The organism is Spongiactinospora gelatinilytica (genome assembly GCF_003236385.1).
Lineage (GTDB): Bacteria > Actinomycetota > Actinomycetes > Streptosporangiales > Streptosporangiaceae > Spongiactinospora > Spongiactinospora gelatinilytica.
The window spans coordinates 1-19193 of record NZ_POUA01000118.1 but is presented as its reverse complement, the minus strand read 5'-3'; the positions used below and the strand labels follow the sequence as shown (position 1 = coordinate 19193).

Below are 19193 nucleotides of genomic sequence, written 5' to 3'. Positions count from 1 at the left end.
CCTCTGGGCCGAGTGCCCAGGCGGAGATGAGCACCGGCGGTGGGGCCGGGGCGGATGTGGAGATCGTGAACGCGCTGGCGGCCATGCCGCCGCTGGCGCCGCGCATCGAGCCCGGCGGCGGGTTCGGCTGGGGTGGTCCGATCAGCGGAGCGCGGGTGCTGGCCAGTGTGGCGCGCGACGCGGTGGAGCTGTTCACCGGCCCCGCCGCCGCCCGGGTGCGCGAGTGCGCCGCGCACAACTGCCGCCTGCTCTTCGTCGACGCCTCGCGGCCGGGGCGTCGCCGCTGGTGCGCGATGGAACACTGCGGCAATCGCCACAAGGTGCGGGCGCATCGTGGCCGCGCGTGACGGGTGTGCCGGAAGTGACTGGACTGATATCGGAGATCTGCGACATGCCCGAATTGGTGTGCGCAATGATGAGATAGTCGCTGGAATGGGGTGGGTTCGCCCGGCGCCGGGCGGGTACGACCTCGTACATTCCCCTGGAGAACGTATGTCCCGACCGCTGATCGGTATCACCGCCTACCTCGAAGCCGCCCGCTGGGGGATATGGGTTCGTGAGGCGGTGTTGTCGCCACCCTCCTACGCGAAGGCGGTGACGAAGGCGGGCGGGGCGCCGGTCGTGGTGCCCCCCTTGCGCCCCGACGTGGCCGAGGACTACATCCGGGGCCTGGACGGCCTGGTACTCGCCGGTGGGAGCCCCGTCGACCCCACCCTGTACGGCGAGCCCCCCGGCGAGGACACCGAAGACGCCGAGGACCTTCAGCCGCACCGCGACCGGTTCGAGCTGGCCCTGGCCCGCGCCGCCGTGGAGGCCGACGTGCCGGTGCTGGCGATCGCCCGGGGCATGCACGTGCTCAACGTCGCCCAGGGCGGCAGCCTGATCGGCCGGCTGCCCGAGGCGGTCGGGCACGAGCGGCACGAGGCCCAGACCCCGCACGTCATCCAGGTCAGCGTGACCAGCAGGCTCGGCAAGGCGATCGGCGACCGGATCGAGGTCAGCACGCCGCACCGGCAGGCGGTCAAGCGGCTCGGCAGCGGGCTGCTCGCCGTGGCCTGGGCGGACGACCAGATCATCGAGGGTGTGGAGTTGCAGGGGCGCCGGTTCGGTGTGGGCGTGCAGTGGCACCCCGAGCGCGGTGAGGACAACCGCCTCGTCGAGGCCCTGGTGGACGCGGCCCGGCCCTGAGGGCGGGGGCGGTTGCTAGGGTTCGACCGTGACGGGCTTCGGCGGGTATGAGCGTCTGAAGATCGACTGGGCGGCCGACGGCGTGCTGCGGATCGTGATCAGCGAGCCGCGCAGGCGCAACGCCGTGGACATGACCGGCCACCGGGAGCTGGCCGGAATCTGGCGGGACGTGGACGCCGACGACTCCGTGCGGGCCGTGCTGATCCGGGGCGAGGGCGAGGCGTTCTCCGCCGGCGGCGACCTTTCCATGATCGAGGAGATGACCCGCGACCACGCCACCAGGATGCGCATCCTGGGCGAGGCCCGCGACATCGTCTACAACGTGATCAACTGCTCCAAGCCGATCGTCTCGGCCATCCAGGGGCCGGCGGTGGGCGCCGGACTGGCCGTGGCGCTGCTCGCCGACGTCTCGGTCGCCGCGCGCGGGGCGCGCATCATCGACGGGCACACCCGGCTGGGCGTGGCCGCCGGCGACCACGCGGCGATCATCTGGCCGCTGCTGTGCGGCATGGCCAAGGCGAAGTACCACCTGCTGCTGTGCGAGCCGGTCACCGGCGAGCAGGCCGAGCGGATGGGGCTGGTGAGCCTGTGCGCCGACGACGAGGAGGTGCACGAGCGGGCGCTGGCGGTGGCGGTCCGCCTGGCCGAGGGCCCGGCCGAGGCCATCCGCCTGACGAAGTACGCGCTGAACAACTGGCTCCGCCAGGCGGGTCCGGCCTTCGACGCCTCGCTCGCCCTGGAGTTCCTCGGGTTCACCGGGCCCGACGTCGGCGAGGGCGTGCGGGCCGTACGCGAGAAGCGCCCGCCGGACTTCCGGCGCGGCTGACCCCGGTCAGCCCGCGGAGCGGGGACGGCGGGCGGTGTAGACGAAGGCGGGCGGCAGGTTGCCCCACACCGTGCGGCCCGGCACGACCTCCTCGAAGGTGTCGCACAGCAGCCTGCGGAACCTGCGCGCCGTGGACAGCGGCAGGGCGTGGACGTAGGCGAAGGTGGTGAACGCCGCCTCCGGCGTCATCGACTTGAGCACCGCCGACAGCAGCCGGAGCTGCAGCTTCCGGGAGAACGCCGCCCAGGGCAGGCCGCTGATGATCACGTCGGCCTGGCCGAGGCCGCGCTCGGCCAGCAGCGCGGGCAGCGCCGCGGCGTCGGCGATGGCGACGTCCACGCCGGGGTAGCGGCCGATCAGCCGCCGGGCCATCGGCTCGTTGATCTCCACGGCCAGATGGTGGCCGCGCCCGCCCAGCCGCTGCTGGATCTCGGCGGTGAAGGGGCCCGTGCCGGGGCCCAGCTCGACCACCACGGGCTCGCCGGTCTCGGGGACGGGCGCGGTGACACTGCGGGCCAGCGCCTGGGAACTGGGCGCGACCGCGCCCACCAGAGCGGGGGAGCGCATGAACTGTGTCAGGAAGAGGGCGGCGTCGCGGCGCATGGCATGAGCGTATCGACTCCGGGGACCGGACCGGACCGGACCGGGCCGCACGTTCCCCGCCGTACGACGGGCGGCGGGCCACGCACGCGCGTCAGCAGGCCGAACAGTAGGGTCGGCACCGTGAGCGCGAATGTAGCCGAGGATCGCATCTGGACGGTCCCCAACGCCCTGAGCCTGGCCCGCCTGCTCGGCGTGCCGGTCTTCCTGTGGCTGGTGCTCGGCCCCAAGGCCGACGCCTGGGCGATCGGGCTGCTCGCGCTCGCCGGGTTCTCCGACTGGCTGGACGGCAAACTCGCCCGCGCCTGGAACCAGACCAGCCGGCTCGGCCGGATGCTCGACCCGCTCGCCGACCGCCTCTACATCCTGGCCACGCTGTTCGGGCTGGCCATGCGGGAGATCATCCCGTGGTGGCTGGCGCTGGGCATCCCACTGCGCGACCTGCTGCTTTTGGCGATCGTGCCGCCGATCCTGCGCCGGCTGGGGTACGGCCCCGCGCTGCCCGTCCACTTCCTGGGCAAGGCGGCCACGGCCAATCTGCTGTACGCGTTCCCGCTGCTGTTCCTGGCCTCCCACACCGGCTGGTACGCGATGCCCGCCGGTGTGCTCGGCTGGGCGTTCGCCATCTGGGGAACAGGTCTGTACTGGTGGGCGGGAGCGTTGTACGTCGTACAGGTGCGCCAGCTCGTAAAAGGAGCAAAGACCGCACAAAAGGGGTGATCCGTGAAGGCAGTCGTGATGGCAGGCGGGGAGGGTACGCGGCTGCGGCCGATGACCGCCAACCAGCCCAAGCCCCTGCTCCCCGTGGTCAACCGGCCGATCATGGAGCATGTGCTCCGCCTGCTGCGCAGGCACGGGCTCACCGAGACGGTCGTCACCGTGCAGTTCCTCGCCGCGCTCGTCCGCAACTACTTCGGTGACGGCGAGGAGCTGGGGATGAGCCTGTACTACGCGACCGAGGAGATGCCCCTCGGCACCGCTGGGAGCGTGAAGAACGCCGCGGACAAGCTGCGCGACGACCGCTTCATGGTGATCTCCGGCGACGCCCTCACCGACATCGACCTCACCGACATGATCCGCTTCCACCGCGACAACGGGGCGCTGGTGACGATCGGCCTCAAACGGGTGCCCAACCCGCTGGAGTTCGGCATCGTCATCGTCGACGAGCAGGGCAAGGTGCAGCGCTTCCTGGAGAAGCCCACCTGGGGGCAGGTCTTCTCGGACACCGTCAACACCGGCATCTACGTGATGGAGCCCGAGGTCCTGGACGAGGTGGTCACCGGCCGGGCGGTGGACTGGTCGGCCGACGTCTTCCCGCGCCTGCTCGACCGCGGCGCGCCCCTGTACGGCTACGTCGCCGACGGCTACTGGGAGGACGTCGGCACTCACGAGAGCTACCTCAAGGCCCAGTGCGACGCCCTGTCGGGCTGGGTCAAGCTGGACATCGGCGCCTTCGAGATGTCGCCGGGCGTCTGGGTCGCGGAAGGCGCCTCGGTCGACGCCGACGCCGTGCTCAAGGGCCCGCTCTACATCGGCGACTACGCCAAGGTCGAGGCGGGGGCCGAGCTGCGGGAGTACTCCGTGCTCGGCAGCAACGTGGTGGTCCGCGAGGGCGCCTTCCTGCACCGCGCGGTCGTCCACGACAACGTCTACATCGGGCCGAGCGCCAACCTGCGCGGCTGCGTCATCGGCAAGAACACCGACGTGATGACCGGCGCGCGGATCGAGGAGAGCGCGGTCATCGGCGACGAGTGCATCATCGAGGCGGAGGCGTACGTCTCCTCCGGGGTGAAGATCTACCCGTTCAAGACCATCGAGGCCGGCGCGGTGGTCAACACCAGCGTCATCTGGGAGTCGCGCGGCCAGCGCAGCCTGTTCGGCCCGCGCGGCGTGAGCGGCCTGGTCAACGTCGAGATCACCCCCGAGCTGTGCGTACGGCTGGCCAGCGCCTACGCCACCACCCTGAAGAAGGGCACCTCGGTGGTCACCTCACGGGACTCCTCGCGGGCCGCCAGGGCGCTGAAGCGGGCCGTGGTGAGCGCCCTGAACGCCGGGGCCATCGACGTGCTGGACCTGGAGGCCGCCCCGCTGCCGGTGGCGCGCTTCCACACCTCACGGACCGGCGCGGTCGGCGGCATCGCCGTGCGCACCACCGCGGGCGACCCGCAGAGCGTGGACATCGTCTTCACCGACGACCAGGGCGCGGACCTGTCGCTGGGCGCCCAGCGCAAGCTGGAGCGGGTCTTCTCCCGCCAGGAGTTCCGCAGGGCCTTCCCCGGCGAGATCGCCGAGCTGAGCTTCCCGGCCAGGGCGGTGGAGGACTACGCCCACGAACTGCTGCGCTGCGTGGACATGAGCGGCGTGCGGGGCGCGGACATGAAGGTGGTGATCGACTGCGCGGGCGGCACCTCCTCGCTGGTCATGCCGACCCTGCTGGGCCGGGTCGGCATCGATGTGCTGACGGTCAACGCCCGGCTGGACGACGCCTCCCCGACCGAGACGCTGGCCGAGCGCCGCCGCGACCTTCAGCGGCTGGCCGAGCTGGTGTCCTCCTCGCGGGCCGCGTTCGGGGTCCGGTTCGATCCGGTCGGCGAGCGGGTCGCCCTGGTGGACGAGAAGGGCCAGCTCATCAGCGAGGAGCGGGCCCTGCTGGTGGTACTGGACCTGGTGGCCGCCGAGCGCCGCGGCGGCAGGGTCGCCCTGCCGGTCACGACCACCCGCGTGGCCGAGCAGGTCTGCCGGTTCCACGGCGTGCAGGTCCAGTGGACGGCGACCGCCGTGGAGGAGCTGACCAGCGCCGCGGCGGGGCAGGGCATGGTATTCGCGGCCGACGGCCGGGGCGGGTTCGTGGTGCCGGAGTTCGGCCCGACCGTGGACGGCATCGCGGTCTTCATGCGGCTGCTCGGGCTGGTGGCGCGCACCCGGCTGTCGCTGAGCAGGATCGACGCGCGCATCCCCGAGGCCAGGCTGCTCCGCCGTAGCGTGCCGACCCCGTGGGCGGCCAAGGGCGCGGTGATGCGGTCGGTCATCGAGGCGGCCGAGGGCCACCAGATCGACACCACCGACGGCGTACGGGTCGTGGACGACGACGGCGGCTGGGCGCTCATGCTGCCCGACCCCAGCGAGCCGGTCACCCACCTGTGGGCCGAGGCGCACGACATGGACACCGCGCAGAGCCTGCTCGAACACTGGGCGCGGGTGGTCGAGCGGGCCGCCGGCACGTGACGCGGCGGGAGGTGGGGGTCTTGTCACGATTGCGGGCCGATCATGCCGAACGGCGCGGCGGCATGGACCGGGAGGCGTGCGCGGCGGTAGCTTTGTCCCGTCCGAACCCACCGTCCGGCCCGCCTTGACCTTTGAGTCTCATCAGCGTAAGTTGCGGCATTCGCAGTCTGAGGAACGTTTGAGAAACGAAGAGCGAGGCGCGCACCGTCAGCACCGTGACCGCGTCTTCGCGGTAGGAGGCCGAGCCGATCGATGCCGAGCGTCTACTGCACGCAGTGCGGTCATGCCAACCCCGAGGATGCCCGATTCTGCTCGCGGTGCGGGTCGCCGCTGACCCGAGCGGAAACGGCCGGCGACACCACGTCGACGATCTCACTCGCGGGCATCGAGGCATATGAGGCCGAGACGGGGGAGACGCTCCTCGCCGAGCGGGCGGCCGTGGAGCAGTTGCCCCCTGGGCAGGCGTTGCTCGTGGTGATGCGCGGCCCCAACCAGGGCAGCCGCTTCATGCTCGGCAACGAGCTCACCACGGCGGGTCGTCACCCGGAAAGCGACATCTTCCTGGACGATGTGACGGTGTCACGCAGACATGCGGAGTTCTACCTTCACGCGACCGGCAATTTCACGGTGCGCGACGTCGGCAGCCTGAACGGCACCTACGTCAACCGCGAGCGCATCGAAGAGGTGCCGCTCCACGGCGGAGACGAGGTGCAGATCGGTAAGTTCCGCCTGGTGTTCCTCACCAGGGGCGCTGGAGGGCCATGAGCGCGCAGGCCGCCCGGTCGCACATGAGCATCGGGGACGTCATCGCCCTGCTGCGGGGCGAGTTCCCCGACATCACGGTCTCCAAGATCCGCTTTCTGGAGGGTGAGGGGCTGATCGAGCCGCAGCGCAGCCCCTCCGGCTACCGCAAGTTCACCCACGCCGACGTCGAGCGCCTCCGCTACATCCTGACCGAGCAGCGCGACCGCTATCTGCCGCTGCGCGTCATCAAGGACCACCTGGAGGCCGCCGACCGCGACGACCGGCTCCAGACGCGCCCGAGGGCGGTCCACGAGCCGCAGCGGACCCAGGAGGTCCGGCTCAGCCGGGAGGAGCTGCTGGAGGCCGCCGGCATCGACGAGGAGACGCTGGCCGAGCTGGAGGACTTCGGGCTGCTGGCCGCCGTCGCCCGCCGCTACGACGCCGACGCGCTCGCCGTGGCGCGCAGCGTGGGCCGGCTGGCGGCGTTCGGCCTGCACGCCCGTCACCTGCGCGCGGTCCGGGCCGCGGCCGAGCGTGAGGTGGCCCTGGTGGAACAGGCCGTGGCCCCGCTGCTGCGCCGCCGTGCCCCCGGTGCGATCGACCGGGCCGACGAGGCCGCCAGGGAGATGTCCGGCCTGCTGCTGGACATCCACGCGGCGCTGGTACGGGCCCAGGTTCGGGGGGTTCTCGGACGTTGACCTCCCGGCGCGCCATTCGGGCTCCGGTGAGTGTTACGTTGAATTTCGGTGACCTACCACCAGTGGTTGACCAGTGAGCGGGCGTCGGCGGCGGTCCGGCCGGCGCGGGGCCCGCGACAAGGATACGGAGCAGCCCGTGTTGCAGATGGAGGTCGTGGGCGTCCGGGTCGAGATGCCCACCAACCAGCCGATCGTCTTGCTCAAGGAGGCGCACGGGGAGCGATATCTACCGATTTGGATAGGTATGACGGAGGCCACGGCGATCGCCATGGCCCAGGCCGAGGAGCCCCCTCCGCGGCCGTTGACGCATGATCTGTTCAGGGATGTGCTCGACGCGCTCGGGGTGGCATTGCGCACGGTGAACATCGTGTCGCTGCGTGATGGCATCTTCTTCGCCGACCTGGTCTTCTCCAACGGCGTCGAGGTCAGCGCGCGGCCCTCCGACTCCATCGCGCTCGCCCTGCGCACCGGTGCGCGGATCTTCGCCAGCGAGGAGGTGGTGCAGGAGGCCGGGGTGACCATCCCCGATGACCAGGAGGACGAGGTGGAGAAGTTCCGGGAGTTCCTCGACACGATAAGCCCCGAGGATTTCGGCCGTGCAGGGTGAGGCCGGGTGAGATGGTTTGTAGCGCTTCACGACGCGCCGAGCGGGATCGTTGACTGTGGATGACCACGGTCCTACGGTGCAAGTGAACCCTGCGGTTGTAATTCACGAACCCCCAGATCAGACCGCGGGATGAGAGAAAGCCGGAGGTCCGCAGTGGCGGTCAGCAGCGGCGAGGGCAAGACAGCCGGCCAGGATGATCCGGGACGGCGCGAGAACGCGCGTCAACGTGCCGGTGAACAGGGCCTGCTCTTCGATGAGCGGCCCACGGCGTTGCCCGCCGACATCGGGTATCGCGGTCCCACCGCCTGCGCGGCAGCCGGAATCACCTACCGGCAGCTCGACTACTGGGCGCGTACGGGGTTGGTGGAGCCCGGAATAAGAGCCGCGCACGGCTCGGGCTCACAGCGGCTCTACAGTTTCCGCGACATTCTGGTGCTCAAGGTGGTGAAGCGGCTCCTTGACACCGGGGTGTCGCTCCAGCAGATCCGCACCGCCGTACAACACCTGCGCGACCGGGGTGTCCCCGACCTGGCGCAGATCACGCTGATGAGCGACGGGGTCAGCGTTTACGAGTGCACCTCCGCCGACGAGGTGATCGACCTGCTGCAGGGCGGGCAGGGCGTCTTCGGGATCGCCCTCGGGCGGGTCTGGCGAGAGGTCGAGGGGTCCCTGGCGGAGCTGCCGGGGGAACGCGCGGAGGCCGCCCCGGGCCTCGATGAGCATCCGAACGACGAGCTGGCGCGGCGCCGCAAGGCCCGCAAGACCGGCTGAGCGGCCTGACCGCGGCGAAGGCCCTCCGGGGTGACACGGCAAGGCCGTGACGGGGCCCAGCGGGAGCGGCAGGTGGGATCGCCGCGGCGATACGGGGTAGCCTTTACTTCGAAGGCCGATGACCCTGTGCGGGAGAGTCCCCGAGCCGGCGCCTGCGTGCGCGGGTCCGGGGCGCCGAAGGAGCAACCTCCCCGGAATCTCTCAGGCACCCGTACCGCACGGGCGAGGCAACTCTGGAAAGCGGGCGCGTTCGCCAGACGCGCCTCACCGACGGTGCAAGCCCCTGTCCGAGCCAGGGGTGAAGCTCTCAGGTCGCGGCCGACGCGCCGCGATGACAGAGGGGGAGTCCGGCATACGCCCGCGCTCTGCGCCGGTCTCCACCGCATCGGGAGGCTCTCCATGACCGATCGTTCCCCACTCGACACCCACGCCGGCCTGGCTGCGCCGCCGTTCGAGACCCGCCATATCGGGCCGTCCCCGGCCGAGCGGGCGCACATGCTCAAGGCGATCGGCTTCGCCGGCATCGACGACCTGGTCGCGACGGCCGTGCCCGAGTCGATCCGGGCCAAGGACCGGCTGGATCTCCCGGCCGCGGCGAGCGAGCGCGAGGCCATCGCCGAGCTTCGCGCGCTGGCCGGCCGCAACCGGATGCTCACCCCGATGATCGGGCTGGGCTACCACGGCACCGAGACGCCCGCGGTGATCCGCCGCAACCTGCTGGAAAACCCCGGCTGGTACACCTCCTACACCCCCTACCAGCCGGAGATCTCCCAGGGCCGGCTGGAGGCGCTGCTCAACTTCCAGACGATGGTGTCCGACCTCACCGGGCTCGACGTGGCGGGCGCGTCGCTGCTGGACGAGGCCACCGCCGCCGCCGAGGCCATGACGCTGGCCCGCCGTGCCGGGCGCGCCAAGAGCGACGTCTTCGTGGTCGACGCCGACGCGCTGCCGCAGACCAAGGCGGTGCTGCGCACCCGCGCCGAACCGCTCGGCATCGAGCTGGTGGAGGCCGATCTGAGCGGCGAGCTGCCCGAGTGTTACGGCGTGCTGGTCCAGTACCCGGGGGCGAGCGGCAGGGTCGCGGGATTCGGCGGGCTGGCCGAGCGCGCCCACGCCAAGGGCGTCCTGGTGGTGGCCGCCGCCGACCTGCTGGCCCTGACCCTGCTGGCCTCGCCCGGCGAGCAGGGCGCGGACATCGCGGTCGGCTCCACCCAGCGGTTCGGCGTGCCGCTCGGATACGGCGGCCCGCACGCGGCCTACATGGCGGTGCGCGAGCGCCTTGCCCGCCAGCTCCCCGGCCGGCTCGTGGGCGTGTCCCAGGACGCCGGCGGCCGCACCGCCTACCGCCTCGCCCTGCAGACCCGTGAGCAGCACATTCGCAGGGAGAAGGCGACCAGCAACATCTGCACCGCGCAGGCGCTGCTCGCGGTGATCGCCGGGATGTACGCCGTCTACCACGGCCCCGAGGGGCTGACCAGGATCGCGCGGCACGCGCACGCGCACGCCCTCGCCCTCGCAGAGGCCCTGCGCGCCGGCGGCGTCGAGGTGGTCCATGAGAGCTTCTTCGACACGGTGCTGGCCAGGGTGCCCGGCGGGGCCGCCCGGGTCGTGGCCGCCGCCGTCGAGCGCGGGGTCAACCTCCGCCAGGCCGGGCCCGACCATGTGGGCATCGCCTGCGACGAGACCACCACCGGGGCCGATCTGGCCGCCGTCCTCGGCGCGTTCGGCCTGGCCGCCGAGAGCCCGGTCCCGGCCGGCGGCGACGCCCTGCCCGCCGACCTGGCGCGCACCTCGCCGTTCCTGACCCACCCGGTGTTCCACACCCACCGCTCCGAGACCGCCATGCTGCGCTACCTGCGCAGGCTCCAGGACAAGGACATCGCCCTGGACCGGTCGATGATCCCGCTCGGCTCCTGCACGATGAAGCTCAACGCGGCCACCGAGATGGAGCCCATCACCTGGCCCGAGTTCGGCGGCGTCCACCCCTACGTCCCCGAGGACCAGGTGGAGGGCTACCTGGCGCTGATCCGCTCCCTTGAGGGCTGGCTGGCCGAGGTGACCGGCTACCACGCGGTGTCGCTGCAGCCCAACGCGGGTTCCCAGGGCGAGTACGCCGGGCTGCTGGCCATCCGCGGCTACCACCGCGCGGCCGGAGACGACCACCGTGACGTCTGCCTGATCCCCTCCTCGGCGCACGGCACCAACGCCGCCAGCGCCGTCATGGCGGGCATGCGGGTCGTCGTGGTGGCCTGCGACTCCGACGGCAACATCGACGTGGCCGACCTCGACGCCAAGATCGCCGAGCACCGCGACCGGCTGTCGGCGATCATGGTGACCTACCCGTCCACGCACGGCGTCTATGAGGAGTCCATCACCGAGGTCTGTACCAAGGTGCACGAGGCGGGCGGGCAGGTCTACGTCGACGGCGCCAACCTCAACGCCCTGGTCGGGCTGGCCAAGCTGGGCGAGCTCGGCGCCGATGTCTCCCACCTCAACCTGCACAAGACGTTCTGCGTCCCGCACGGCGGCGGCGGGCCGGGCGTCGGTCCCATCGCGGTCCGCGCCCATCTGGCCGGCTACCTGCCCGGGCACCCACTGCGCGACGGTTCGGGCGTCGGGCCGGTGGCCGCCGCGCCGTACGGCTCGGCCGGGATTCTGCCGATCTCCTGGGCCTACATCCGGATGATGGGCGGTGACGGCCTCAAGGCCGCCACCGAGCAGGCCATCCTGTCGGCCAACTACCTGGCCCGCACGCTCGCCCCGCACTATCCGGTGCTCTACACCGGCCGCGGCGGGCTGGTCGCCCACGAGTGCATCATCGACCTGCGGCAGATCACCAAGGAGACCGGCATCACCGTGGAGGACGTGGCCAAGCGGCTCATGGACTACGGCTTCCACGCGCCGACCATGTCCTTCCCGGTGGCCGGCACGCTGATGATCGAGCCCACCGAGAGCGAGAACCTCGCGGAGCTGGACCGCTTCTGCGAGGCCATGATCGCGATTCGGGAGGAGATCGCCAAGGTCGCCTCCGGGGAGTACGACCGCGCCGACAACCCGCTGCGCAACGCCCCGCACACCGCCGACTGCCTGATCGAGGACGAGTGGGCGCACCCCTACCCGCGCTCGGTGGCCGCCTACCCGCTGGCCTGGCTGCGGGAGGGGAAGTACTGGCCGCCGGTGCGTCGCATCGACCAGGCCCACGGTGACCGCAACCTGGTCTGCTCCTGCCCGCCGCTGAGCGCCTACGAGGCATAGTCGCATACCGGACACCACCGCTCCCGGCATGTCGCGGGACGGGAGGGGCGGGGGCCGTTAGGCTGTTCGATCATCGGTGAAGGAGCGTGATGACCCCCCCGGAGCTCGACGCCCCCGCCCTGGAGACCGCGCGGCAACTGGCCGAGAGCGGCGATCTCGACGGCTCGGCACGGATCTTCGCCGAGCTGGCCGCCGACCCCGACGGCCCCGATCGCGCGCAGGCGGCCGTCGGCCTGGCCGTGGTCCTCGCCGAGCGCGGGGAGGTCGAGGAGTCCCGGGCGGCGGCCCGTACGGCGCTGGCCACCGGGCATCCGGAGTTCGCCGCGCAGGCCGCCTGCCACCTGGCGGGCGGTTTCGAGCGCGAGGGGCGGGTGGAGCAGGCCAGGGCCGCCTGGCAGGCGGTGCTCGGCCTGGGCACCGCCGGCTACCTGCCGATCGCGCACCTGGCGCTGGCCAGGCTGGCCACCCGGCGGGGCGACGCGGTGGAGGCGGAGGACGAGCTGCGCGCGGCGATCGTGGGCGAAGACCCCGAGATCGGCGCGCGGGCCGCGCAGTGGCTGGCCGAGCTGCTGCTGGAGCGCGGCGAGCCGGGGGAGGCCGCCGAGGTGCTGCTGGCCGCGCTCGACGCGCCGCACGACGGCGATTCCGCGCGACTGCGGGTGCTGCTCGGCATCGCCCACCTGGACCTCGCCTGCGCCGAGTTCGCCGGCGCGGTGGAGCTCGGGGCCGACGCCGAGACCGGCGCGCTGGCCATCGAGCTGCTGGCCCGGACCCTACCGCTGCGCGACCGGCGCGAGGACGCCGAGCAGGTGTGGTCCTACGGCCTTCAGCACGCCGACGAGGCGCTCGCCGCGCTGGTGCGCGAGCGCCTGGACCGCGACATGTGAGGACCCCGCACCGAGGCGGTGGGCGCGCTGAGGGTCAGCGCCTGGGCAGGTTCGCCATGACGTTGACGAGGACGATCGCCATCAGCACGAGCGCGAACCCGAAGAACCCCGCCGTGCCCGCCCCGATGGCGCCGAGCGGGATGCCCAGGGCCAGTGTGCCGAGCGCCAGCCACATCTGGCTGTTGCGCCCCTTGGGCGGCTCCGGATAGGGCGTGTAGGGGACCTGCGGCGGTGGCATGGGGGCGGATGGCGGCCCCATGCGGGCGTTGAGTTCGGCGTGGATCCGCGCCGCGATCGCGTCGTCCACCTTGTCGAGGAACGATTCGACCAGCGCGGAGTCATAGTCGGGACCAAGGTCCCTGCGGGCTTCGATGGTGGCGCGCATCTCGTCGCGCGGCAGCGTGTTCTCCGGCACATTCCCAATCTAGACACGCCGGTGCCGCCGGTTCATCGGCCGAATGGATGGAAAGCCGTCGTGCCGAAGGATGACCCGGTGATCGCGGACGTGGTCACCCGTGGCCCGGCAGAGGGCTAACGTTGCAGGTCATGGAGGAGATACAGGTCGAGACCGGTCAGGGCACGGCGCGGGTGGACCTGACGGAGCCGGCCGGGCCGCCCGCGCTGCTGCTGGTGCTCACGCACGGGTCGGCCGGGGGAGTGGACGCACCCGACCTGCTGGCCGTGCGGGAGGCGGCGCTGGGGCTCGGCGCGGTGGTCGCGCGGGTGACGCAGCCGTTCCGGCTGGCCGGTCGCCGCGCCCCGGGCTCGGCGGCGCGTCAGGACGAGGCGTGGACGCAGATCGTGGCCGGGCTGCGGCGTGACCGCTATCCGGGGCTGCCGCTGGTGCAGGGCGGGCGCAGCAACGGCGCGCGGGTGGCCTGCCGTACGGCGGGCGCGCTGGGCGCGGACTCGGTGGTCGCGCTGGCCTTCCCGCTGCACCCCCCGGGCAGGCCGGAACGCTCCCGCGCGGAAGAGCTGCGCGGCGCGGGAGTGGACGTGCTGGTGGTGAACGGCGACCGCGACCCCTTCGGGGTGCCGGACCAGGCGGATGCCGCCCGGCTGGTGGTACTGGCCGGCGAGGGGCACGACCTTCGCAAGGACCCGGGCAGGGTCGGCGAGATCGTGGCGGAGTGGCTGCGGGACCGGCTGCATGGCCGACCGAGCGACCGGCTGGGCTGAGCGCCCGCCGTCCCTTCCCCCGGGGACGGTGGTGCTGTGGGGGAGGAGCGGCGGCCCTCAGGCGGCGCCCATCAGCGGGGTGGGACGATGCGGGTCGATGGCGGCCCCGCTGGGCAGCAGCTCACCGGTGTCCTCGAACAGCACCACGCCATTGCACAGCAGGCTCCACCCCTGCTCGGGGTGGGCGGCAATGGTGCGCGCGGCCTCTCGGTCCGCTGCCTCGGCAGTGGGACAACACGGTTCGTGCGGGCACATCGGAGGTGCCTCCGGATCTCATCGGTCGGCTCGCCGGAACCGGATGGTTCCTCTCCCCTCCGACGATGGGCGAGCGATTGGGGTTGACGTGTGGTGAACCACACACTGTGGTCTACCACACATTGGCAGAAACAGTGTGCGCTCTGCTTCTGTTCCGGCGACATAGCCCGTTTGGACGGTTCCGGTCCACGAGTGGGTGGTTAGCGCCTATTGGGTGACCTACGACACAGCGTGCCTTATGCCAGATAACGGGCGTGGATCGACACGCCACCGAGCGCGTAAACGTTGTATAACACGCCCGGAACCGGAGGCGCAGCCCGGCCCCCTATCTCAGGCCGCGCCGGTGGTGTCCGCCGCTCCCAGGCCGGTCAGCAGGGCCGAGAGGCCGCGCTCGAAGGCGGCCTCGCCGTCGGGGTCGGGGCCCGGCTCGGGGGCCGTGGGATCGGCCCAGCCGGTGTGCTGCAACTCCACCGCGACACTGCCGAACACATAGGCCCGCATCGCCCGTACCGCCTCGGCGGGCGCGGCCAGGCCGGCCTCCCTGAGCTGTTCGGTCTGCTCCCTGATCGCGGCCGCGGCGCTGCCGCGCGGCGGCTTGGTCATGGCCAGGGCCAGCACGCCGGGATGGGCCAGCAGGGCCGCACGCGCCGCGCGGCACCAGAGCGCCGCGATGTCCTGCCAGGCGGCGCGCTCACCGGCCTCGACGCTCACGGTCGTCACGTGCTGGGCGAGTGCGTCCAGCAGTGCCTCCTTGCCTCCTGGCATGTGGTGGTAAATGGCCATCGCCTCCACTTCGAGGGCGTCGCCGAGCCTGCGCATGGTCAGGCGGCGCAGGCCCTGGGCGTCGGCAAGGTGGAGAGCGGCGTCGATGATGCGCTCCCGGGAGAGCGGGACGGGCGGTCGTTTGGCGGGCATGGCGATCATCCTGCCAACGGATGCCTTACTATGTAAAGGGCGACGCGCGGGACGGTCGTCCCCGAGTCCCGGCGGGGGCGATATGGTTTTCACGACAGCGACCACAGGATCCGGTTCGTCCGGCGAAAGGGGGAGGAGCAGCGATGGCGTTCTTCCGGCCGCGTGTGAGCCGGGAGGCGGAGGTCCGGTTCCACGCCGACCAGGAGGTCGGCGAGAGCTTTCCCCGGCTCCTTGAGAAGGCCCGTGAGGCCGAGCACGAGCTTCGGCGGCTACAGGCCGCCCACGCCTCGCAGGAGCGCCTGCGCGCCGCCGGGGTGACCCTCGACGAGGCCCTGACGGAGGCGCTGCGGGCGGCCGAGGCCGCGCTGCGGGCGACCCTGGGGGTCAAGGCCTACGACGACCGGATCGCCCGGCGCAAGCGGCGGGCGACGCCGCAGGGCGTGAGGTGGATAACCGAGGTCGAGAGCCTGCGCACGCTCCGCGAGGAGCACCGCCTCACCGGGATCGCGAAGCTTCCCCGCCGGGTGCCGGCCGCGGTCGCGTCCTGATCGGGTGATCTCCCGAACGGCGACGTGATCGGCGGCGGGTGACCCGTCAGGTGCGTACGGCGGCCGACCCCGGGCGGGCGTCGCTCCGCCCTGCCGTACGGCCCGGGGCGGTCCGTCGCCGTTCGGTCATGAGATGCGATCCGGTCCGGCGGCGGGCATCGCCGCCCTGCCGTACGGGCCCGGGGCGGTCTGAAAAGGGCGGGCCGACGCCGTTCGGCCGTGAGATGACGTTGAAGGGCCGAATGGGCAATTGCCCACCCGGCCCTTCACTTTGTCACGGTGATGCGGCGGTCAGCTCGCCCAGTCCAGCAGCGGCCGTGCGTTGCTCGGGTGCCGCAGCTTGGACAGCGACTCCTTTTCGAGCTGGCGGATGCGCTCGCGGGTCAGGCCGAGGTGCTTGCCGATCTCGTCAAGGGTGTGCGGCTTGCCGTCCACGAGGCCGAACCGCAGCGCCATGATCTTCGCCTCGCGCGGCGACAGGTTGCCGAGCACCCCGCGCAACTGGTCGGCCAGCAGTTGCCGGTCGATGACCTCCGAGGCCTCCGGGGAGTCGGTGTCCTCGATGAGGTCGCCGATCGTCGTCTCGCCGTCCTCGCCGATGGTGGCGTTGAGGCTGATCGGCTGGCGGCTGGTGCGCAGCAGTTCCTCGATCTGGTCGGGGGTCTTGTCCATCTCCCCCGCCAGTTCCTCCGGCGTGGGCTCGCGGCCGAGGCGCTGGTGCATGTCGCGTTCGATCCTGGAGAGCTTGGACAGCAGCTCCAGCACGTGGACGGGCAGGCGGATCGTACGGGCCGAGTCGGCGAAGCCGCGCTGGATGGCCTGGCGGATCCACCACATGGCGTAGGTGGAGAACTTGTAGCCCTTGGCGTAGTCGAACTTCTCCACGGCCCGGATCAGGCCGAGGTTGCCCTCCTGGACGACGTCGAGCAGGGCCATGCCGCGGTCGGTGTACTTCTTGGCCACGGACACCACGAGCCGGAGGTTGGCCTCCAGCATGTGGTCCTTGGCCCGCTTGCCGTCGCGGTAGACCCACTCCAGCTCGACCCGCTGCTCGTCGGTCAGGGACGGGTCGCTCTCCAGCTTGTACTCGGCGTACAGGCCGGCCTCGATGCGCTTGGCGAGTTCGACCTCTTCGGCGGCGGTGAGCAGGGTGCGGCGGCCGATGGACTTGAGGTAGGTGTGGACCGAGTCGCCGATGACGGACGACTGGTCGTCGAGGTCGGTGGCCTCGGCCTCGGCCTCGGGGGCGGCCTCGGCGGTGATCTCCGCGGTTTCGGCGTCGTCGGCCGCGCCGGGCTCCGGCCAGCCCTCACCGGGCTGCTGGGCGTCCTTGGCGGGCTTGGCGGGCTTGGCCGGCTTGCGGCGCTGGCCGGGCAGTGTGGCGGTCGTCCCGGTCTCGCTCTCGGCGGTGCCGGCACCCTGGGCGGTCCTGGTCGTACGCCTGCGGGAGGTCCGGGCGGTCTTGCCGGCCGCGGCGGCGGGCTCGTCGTCAGCACCGAGGCTCACGCCGGCCTCGGTCAGTTCGCGCAGGACGGACCTGCCCTCGGCCGGGCTCAGTCCGGCCTGCGCGAAAGCGTCGCGCAGTTCAGCGAGGGAGAGCCGACCCTGTGCTCGCCCCCGGGAGAGCAGTAGATCGAGGGTCGGCGGGGCGGCCACTTGTGCGGCGGCCACGGCGGTCCTGGGCATGTGAGGGCACCTCCTCCAAGGCGTCGATGGCCCGCAGGCGTGGGAATGGCTGGTGTGGGTGAGGCGGACGACGCGTGCCGCTCTGCGCGCCAGTATCAATAACGCCCGAGGGCGCAGTTAATTCCCGTCTCAGGCATCCAAGTGGTCAACAGCACAGCGAAAACGCCGTCTCCTGCGAGGGAAACGGCCACATCACCCGGCCGAGGGGCCATGCCGCCCGCCCCTCCGCGCGGTCCCACCGACCGTGGTCCTCTGCCCGTCATTTCCCGCTGAAACCTGGTGGCGGGGTGTCACCCGACCCGGGCCCGTGGCGGGTCCGAGTCGACGATCACGGCCCTGTGGGGCCGGGTGTCGCCGGACCCTAATGACGGCCGGGCTCGGGGTCGTCGATGTGCGGGGTGGCCACCGGGATGGGCAGTGGCTCGGCCTGTTCCAGGCGGTCTTCGGTCCAGTAGAGGCCGACGTCGCGAGGGTCGGGGTTGATGTCCTCGGAGACGATGTAGGTCTCCGAGGGCGAGGGCTGCGGCTGGGCGGGAGTGCCCGTGGGATTGGCTTCGACCATGACCCCGGTCTCCTGACCGGCCGTTCCGGCCCTGCTCGCCGCGGCGGCGGCGACGGAGAAGCCGCCGACGAGGACCACGCCAACGACCCCGGCGGAGATCCACATCTTGCGGTTGGGGTTCATTCGGGTTCCTTCCTCGGTCTGTCTTCCTTAATGACGCGGCGGAGGACGGTCATGGTTCCGTCCCGCATGAGTTCTGGTCATATCTGACTACGTGTCGCAGCGCCTCCAGGTTCGGCTTCCCGTTGGGCAGCAGGGGCAGTTCGGCGAGCAGTACCAGCTCCCGCGGCGCGGCGTAGGCCGGGAGGGTCCGCTTGGCGATGTCGCGCAGCGTCGGGAGGTCCGGGGGACTGGCGGGGTCGGCCGGTACCACGGCGGCGACCACGCGCTGGCCCCATTCGGGGTCGGGGCGTCCGACGACGGCGACGTCGGCGACGGCGGGGTGTCCGGCGAGTACGGCGGCGCAGGCGGCGGCCACGACCTTCTCGCCGCCGGTGTTGATGACATCGTCCGCGCGTCCTGTCACCCGCAGCCGTCCGCCGGGGAGTTCGCCGAGGTCGGAGGTGACGAACCAGGGGCCTTCGCGGACCGCCGCGGTGAGGTCGGGCCGCAGGCGGTAGCCGGAGAACAGGACGGCGCCGGCGATCCGGATGAGCCCGTCGTCTCCGATTTTGAGATCTACATTGTAAAGGGGGCGGCCATTATAAACACAGCCACCACTGGTCTCGCTGCTGCCGTACGACTCGACGACACGAGCGCCCGCCTCGAGGGCGGCGGCTAACAGGGCGGGGGAGGCCGCGGCGCCCCCCAGCAGGATGGTGTGGAAGCGGGAGAGGTCTGCGCCGGTGGCGAGGAGCCTGCGCAGCTGGGTGGGGACCATGGAGACGTGGGCGGCGCCGCTGGCGAGGACGGCTTCGGGGGAGAAACCGTGGTGGATGATCGGCGTCGTGCCGCCTTCCAGGGCGCGGGTGAGGATCTGGAGGCCGGAGATGTGGGCGATGGGCAGGCAGCACAGCCATGGCCGGCCGTCGCGGGCGTCGAGCGCGTCGAGGGAGGCGGCGGCGGAGGCGCGCAGGGCGGCGGCGGACAGTTCGACGCCTTTGGGAGTGCCGGTGGTGCCGCTGGTGGCGATGACGACGGATACGTCGGGGCCGACGGGGACGCCGTGTTCGTTGGGGTGGGCGCCGTCCTCGGTGACCTGTCTCTTATACACCTCTGACGCTGCCGACGACTAGACGAGTGTAGAT

20 protein-coding genes and 2 riboswitches are annotated in these 19193 nt (G+C 71.7%); of the genes, 13 read left to right on the top strand and 7 right to left on the bottom strand.

The window, feature by feature from the left end; translation table 11 throughout:
* The 3 genes from C1I98_RS16715 to C1I98_RS16705 all read left to right on the top strand — a co-directional run.
* The coding region (locus C1I98_RS16715) for a CGNR zinc finger domain-containing protein (protein ID WP_199536994.1) at nucleotides 1-347 on the top strand (347 nt) is incomplete at its 5' end.
* A gap of 145 nt (nucleotides 348-492) precedes the next feature.
* Nucleotides 493-1188 carry a gamma-glutamyl-gamma-aminobutyrate hydrolase family protein gene (locus tag C1I98_RS16710; RefSeq protein WP_111168377.1) on the top strand — a complete coding sequence of 232 codons (696 nt, stop codon included), beginning with the start codon at nucleotides 493-495 and terminating at the stop codon, nucleotides 1186-1188.
* A 28-nt stretch (nucleotides 1189-1216) separates the two neighbouring features.
* The gene (locus tag C1I98_RS16705; RefSeq protein ID WP_111168376.1) at nucleotides 1217-2014 is read left to right on the top strand and encodes an enoyl-CoA hydratase/isomerase family protein; all 798 of its coding nucleotides are present in this window, start codon (nucleotides 1217-1219) and stop codon (nucleotides 2012-2014) included.
* Nucleotides 2015-2020: 6 nt separating this feature from the next.
* On the opposite strand, the gene C1I98_RS16700 is transcribed toward C1I98_RS16705, so the two are convergent.
* Nucleotides 2021-2617: a class I SAM-dependent methyltransferase gene (locus C1I98_RS16700; protein ID WP_111168375.1), complete on the bottom strand. Its 597-nt coding sequence runs from the start codon at nucleotides 2615-2617 to the stop codon at nucleotides 2021-2023.
* Nucleotides 2618-2737: 120 nt separating this feature from the next.
* On the opposite strand from C1I98_RS16700, the gene clsA reads away from it, so the two are divergent.
* The 8 genes from clsA (at nucleotide 2738) to C1I98_RS16660 (ending at nucleotide 12801) form a co-directional block, all read left to right on the top strand.
* Entirely contained in the window at nucleotides 2738-3334 is a 597-nt protein-coding gene (gene clsA, locus C1I98_RS16695; protein ID WP_233507920.1) for a cardiolipin synthase ClsA, read from the top strand.
* 3 nt (nucleotides 3335-3337) lie between these two features.
* Nucleotides 3338-5839, top strand: coding sequence for a mannose-1-phosphate guanyltransferase (locus C1I98_RS16690; RefSeq protein ID WP_111168373.1), 2502 nt, complete (start codon nucleotides 3338-3340; stop codon nucleotides 5837-5839).
* 252 nt (nucleotides 5840-6091) lie between these two features.
* The gene (locus tag C1I98_RS16685) at nucleotides 6092-6604 is read left to right on the top strand and encodes an FHA domain-containing protein (RefSeq protein ID WP_111168372.1); all 513 of its coding nucleotides are present in this window, start codon (nucleotides 6092-6094) and stop codon (nucleotides 6602-6604) included.
* Complete coding sequence (gene ftsR / locus C1I98_RS16680; protein WP_111168371.1) at nucleotides 6601-7281, top strand: transcriptional regulator FtsR; 681 nt, start codon at nucleotides 6601-6603, stop codon at nucleotides 7279-7281. Before C1I98_RS16685 ends, ftsR begins: the two co-directional genes overlap by 4 nt.
* Before the next feature lie 136 nt (nucleotides 7282-7417).
* Nucleotides 7418-7888 (top strand): bifunctional nuclease family protein, encoded by a 471-nt coding sequence (locus C1I98_RS16675; RefSeq protein ID WP_111168378.1) that lies wholly within the window; start codon nucleotides 7418-7420, stop codon nucleotides 7886-7888.
* 153 nt (nucleotides 7889-8041) lie between these two features.
* Entirely contained in the window at nucleotides 8042-8659 is a 618-nt protein-coding gene (locus C1I98_RS16670; protein WP_111168370.1) for a MerR family transcriptional regulator, read from the top strand.
* 119 nt (nucleotides 8660-8778) lie between these two features.
* A riboswitch (glycine riboswitch) is annotated at nucleotides 8779-8886 on the top strand.
* A riboswitch (glycine riboswitch) is annotated at nucleotides 8887-9007 on the top strand.
* Between the two features lie 51 nt (nucleotides 9008-9058).
* Nucleotides 9059-11914 carry an aminomethyl-transferring glycine dehydrogenase gene (gene gcvP / locus C1I98_RS16665; RefSeq protein ID WP_111168369.1) on the top strand — a complete coding sequence of 952 codons (2856 nt, stop codon included), beginning with the start codon at nucleotides 9059-9061 and terminating at the stop codon, nucleotides 11912-11914.
* An 89-nt stretch (nucleotides 11915-12003) separates the two neighbouring features.
* A complete protein-coding gene (locus tag C1I98_RS16660; RefSeq protein WP_111168368.1) occupies nucleotides 12004-12801 on the top strand; it encodes a tetratricopeptide repeat protein in 798 nt (265 codons plus the stop codon).
* A 34-nt stretch (nucleotides 12802-12835) separates the two neighbouring features.
* Here C1I98_RS16660 and C1I98_RS16655 read toward each other — a convergent pair whose 3' ends face one another.
* Entirely contained in the window at nucleotides 12836-13216 is a 381-nt protein-coding gene (locus C1I98_RS16655) for a hypothetical protein (protein ID WP_111168367.1), read from the bottom strand.
* A gap of 131 nt (nucleotides 13217-13347) precedes the next feature.
* Between C1I98_RS16655 and C1I98_RS16650 the strand changes: the two genes are divergently transcribed.
* A complete protein-coding gene (locus C1I98_RS16650) occupies nucleotides 13348-13980 on the top strand; it encodes an alpha/beta hydrolase family protein (RefSeq protein WP_111168366.1) in 633 nt (210 codons plus the stop codon).
* A 57-nt stretch (nucleotides 13981-14037) separates the two neighbouring features.
* On the opposite strand, the gene C1I98_RS16645 is transcribed toward C1I98_RS16650, so the two are convergent.
* Both C1I98_RS16645 and C1I98_RS16640 read right to left on the bottom strand, forming a co-directional pair.
* Nucleotides 14038-14235, bottom strand: a complete 198-nt coding sequence (locus tag C1I98_RS16645) for a DUF5999 family protein (protein WP_111168365.1) — start codon at nucleotides 14233-14235, stop codon at nucleotides 14038-14040.
* 330 nt (nucleotides 14236-14565) lie between these two features.
* Nucleotides 14566-15150: a TetR family transcriptional regulator gene (locus C1I98_RS16640; protein ID WP_111168364.1), complete on the bottom strand. Its 585-nt coding sequence runs from the start codon at nucleotides 15148-15150 to the stop codon at nucleotides 14566-14568.
* Between the two features lie 143 nt (nucleotides 15151-15293).
* Between C1I98_RS16640 and C1I98_RS16635 the strand changes: the two genes are divergently transcribed.
* On the top strand, nucleotides 15294-15698 hold the full coding sequence (locus C1I98_RS16635; protein WP_111168363.1) for a hypothetical protein: 405 nt from the start codon (nucleotides 15294-15296) through the stop codon (nucleotides 15696-15698).
* A gap of 291 nt (nucleotides 15699-15989) precedes the next feature.
* On the opposite strand, the gene C1I98_RS16630 is transcribed toward C1I98_RS16635, so the two are convergent.
* The 3 genes from C1I98_RS16630 to C1I98_RS46515 all read right to left on the bottom strand — a co-directional run bounded on the left by C1I98_RS16630 (nucleotide 15990) and on the right by C1I98_RS46515 (nucleotide 19159).
* Entirely contained in the window at nucleotides 15990-17384 is a 1395-nt protein-coding gene (locus C1I98_RS16630; protein ID WP_111168362.1) for an RNA polymerase sigma factor, read from the bottom strand.
* Nucleotides 17385-17745: 361 nt separating this feature from the next.
* On the bottom strand, nucleotides 17746-18069 hold the full coding sequence (locus tag C1I98_RS16625) for a hypothetical protein (protein WP_111168361.1): 324 nt from the start codon (nucleotides 18067-18069) through the stop codon (nucleotides 17746-17748).
* A 49-nt stretch (nucleotides 18070-18118) separates the two neighbouring features.
* Entirely contained in the window at nucleotides 18119-19159 is a 1041-nt protein-coding gene (locus C1I98_RS46515; RefSeq protein ID WP_111168360.1) for an AMP-binding protein, read from the bottom strand.
* Nucleotides 19160-19193 lie beyond the last annotated feature (34 nt).

Excerpts from the sequence above, each read along its gene's own strand:
- ftsR (WP_111168371.1), top strand. The coding sequence starts at position 6,601 with ATGAGCGCGCAGGCCGCCCGGTCGCACATGAGCATCGGGGACGTCATC.
- C1I98_RS16650 (WP_111168366.1), top strand. The coding sequence starts at position 13,348 with ATGGAGGAGATACAGGTCGAGACCGGTCAGGGCACGGCGCGGGTGGAC.
- C1I98_RS16640 (WP_111168364.1), bottom strand. The coding sequence starts at position 15,150 with ATGCCCGCCAAACGACCGCCCGTCCCGCTCTCCCGGGAGCGCATCATC.
- gcvP (WP_111168369.1), top strand. The coding sequence starts at position 9,059 with ATGACCGATCGTTCCCCACTCGACACCCACGCCGGCCTGGCTGCGCCG.
- C1I98_RS16630 (WP_111168362.1), bottom strand. The coding sequence starts at position 17,384 with ATGCCCAGGACCGCCGTGGCCGCCGCACAAGTGGCCGCCCCGCCGACC.
- C1I98_RS16635 (WP_111168363.1), top strand. The coding sequence starts at position 15,294 with ATGGCGTTCTTCCGGCCGCGTGTGAGCCGGGAGGCGGAGGTCCGGTTC.
- C1I98_RS16645 (WP_111168365.1), bottom strand. The coding sequence starts at position 14,235 with ATGTGCCCGCACGAACCGTGTTGTCCCACTGCCGAGGCAGCGGACCGA.
- C1I98_RS16700 (WP_111168375.1), bottom strand. The coding sequence starts at position 2,617 with ATGCGCCGCGACGCCGCCCTCTTCCTGACACAGTTCATGCGCTCCCCC.
- C1I98_RS16660 (WP_111168368.1), top strand. The coding sequence starts at position 12,004 with ATGACCCCCCCGGAGCTCGACGCCCCCGCCCTGGAGACCGCGCGGCAA.
- C1I98_RS16685 (WP_111168372.1), top strand. The coding sequence starts at position 6,092 with ATGCCGAGCGTCTACTGCACGCAGTGCGGTCATGCCAACCCCGAGGAT.
- C1I98_RS16625 (WP_111168361.1), bottom strand. The coding sequence starts at position 18,069 with ATGAACCCCAACCGCAAGATGTGGATCTCCGCCGGGGTCGTTGGCGTG.
- C1I98_RS16710 (WP_111168377.1), top strand. The coding sequence starts at position 493 with ATGTCCCGACCGCTGATCGGTATCACCGCCTACCTCGAAGCCGCCCGC.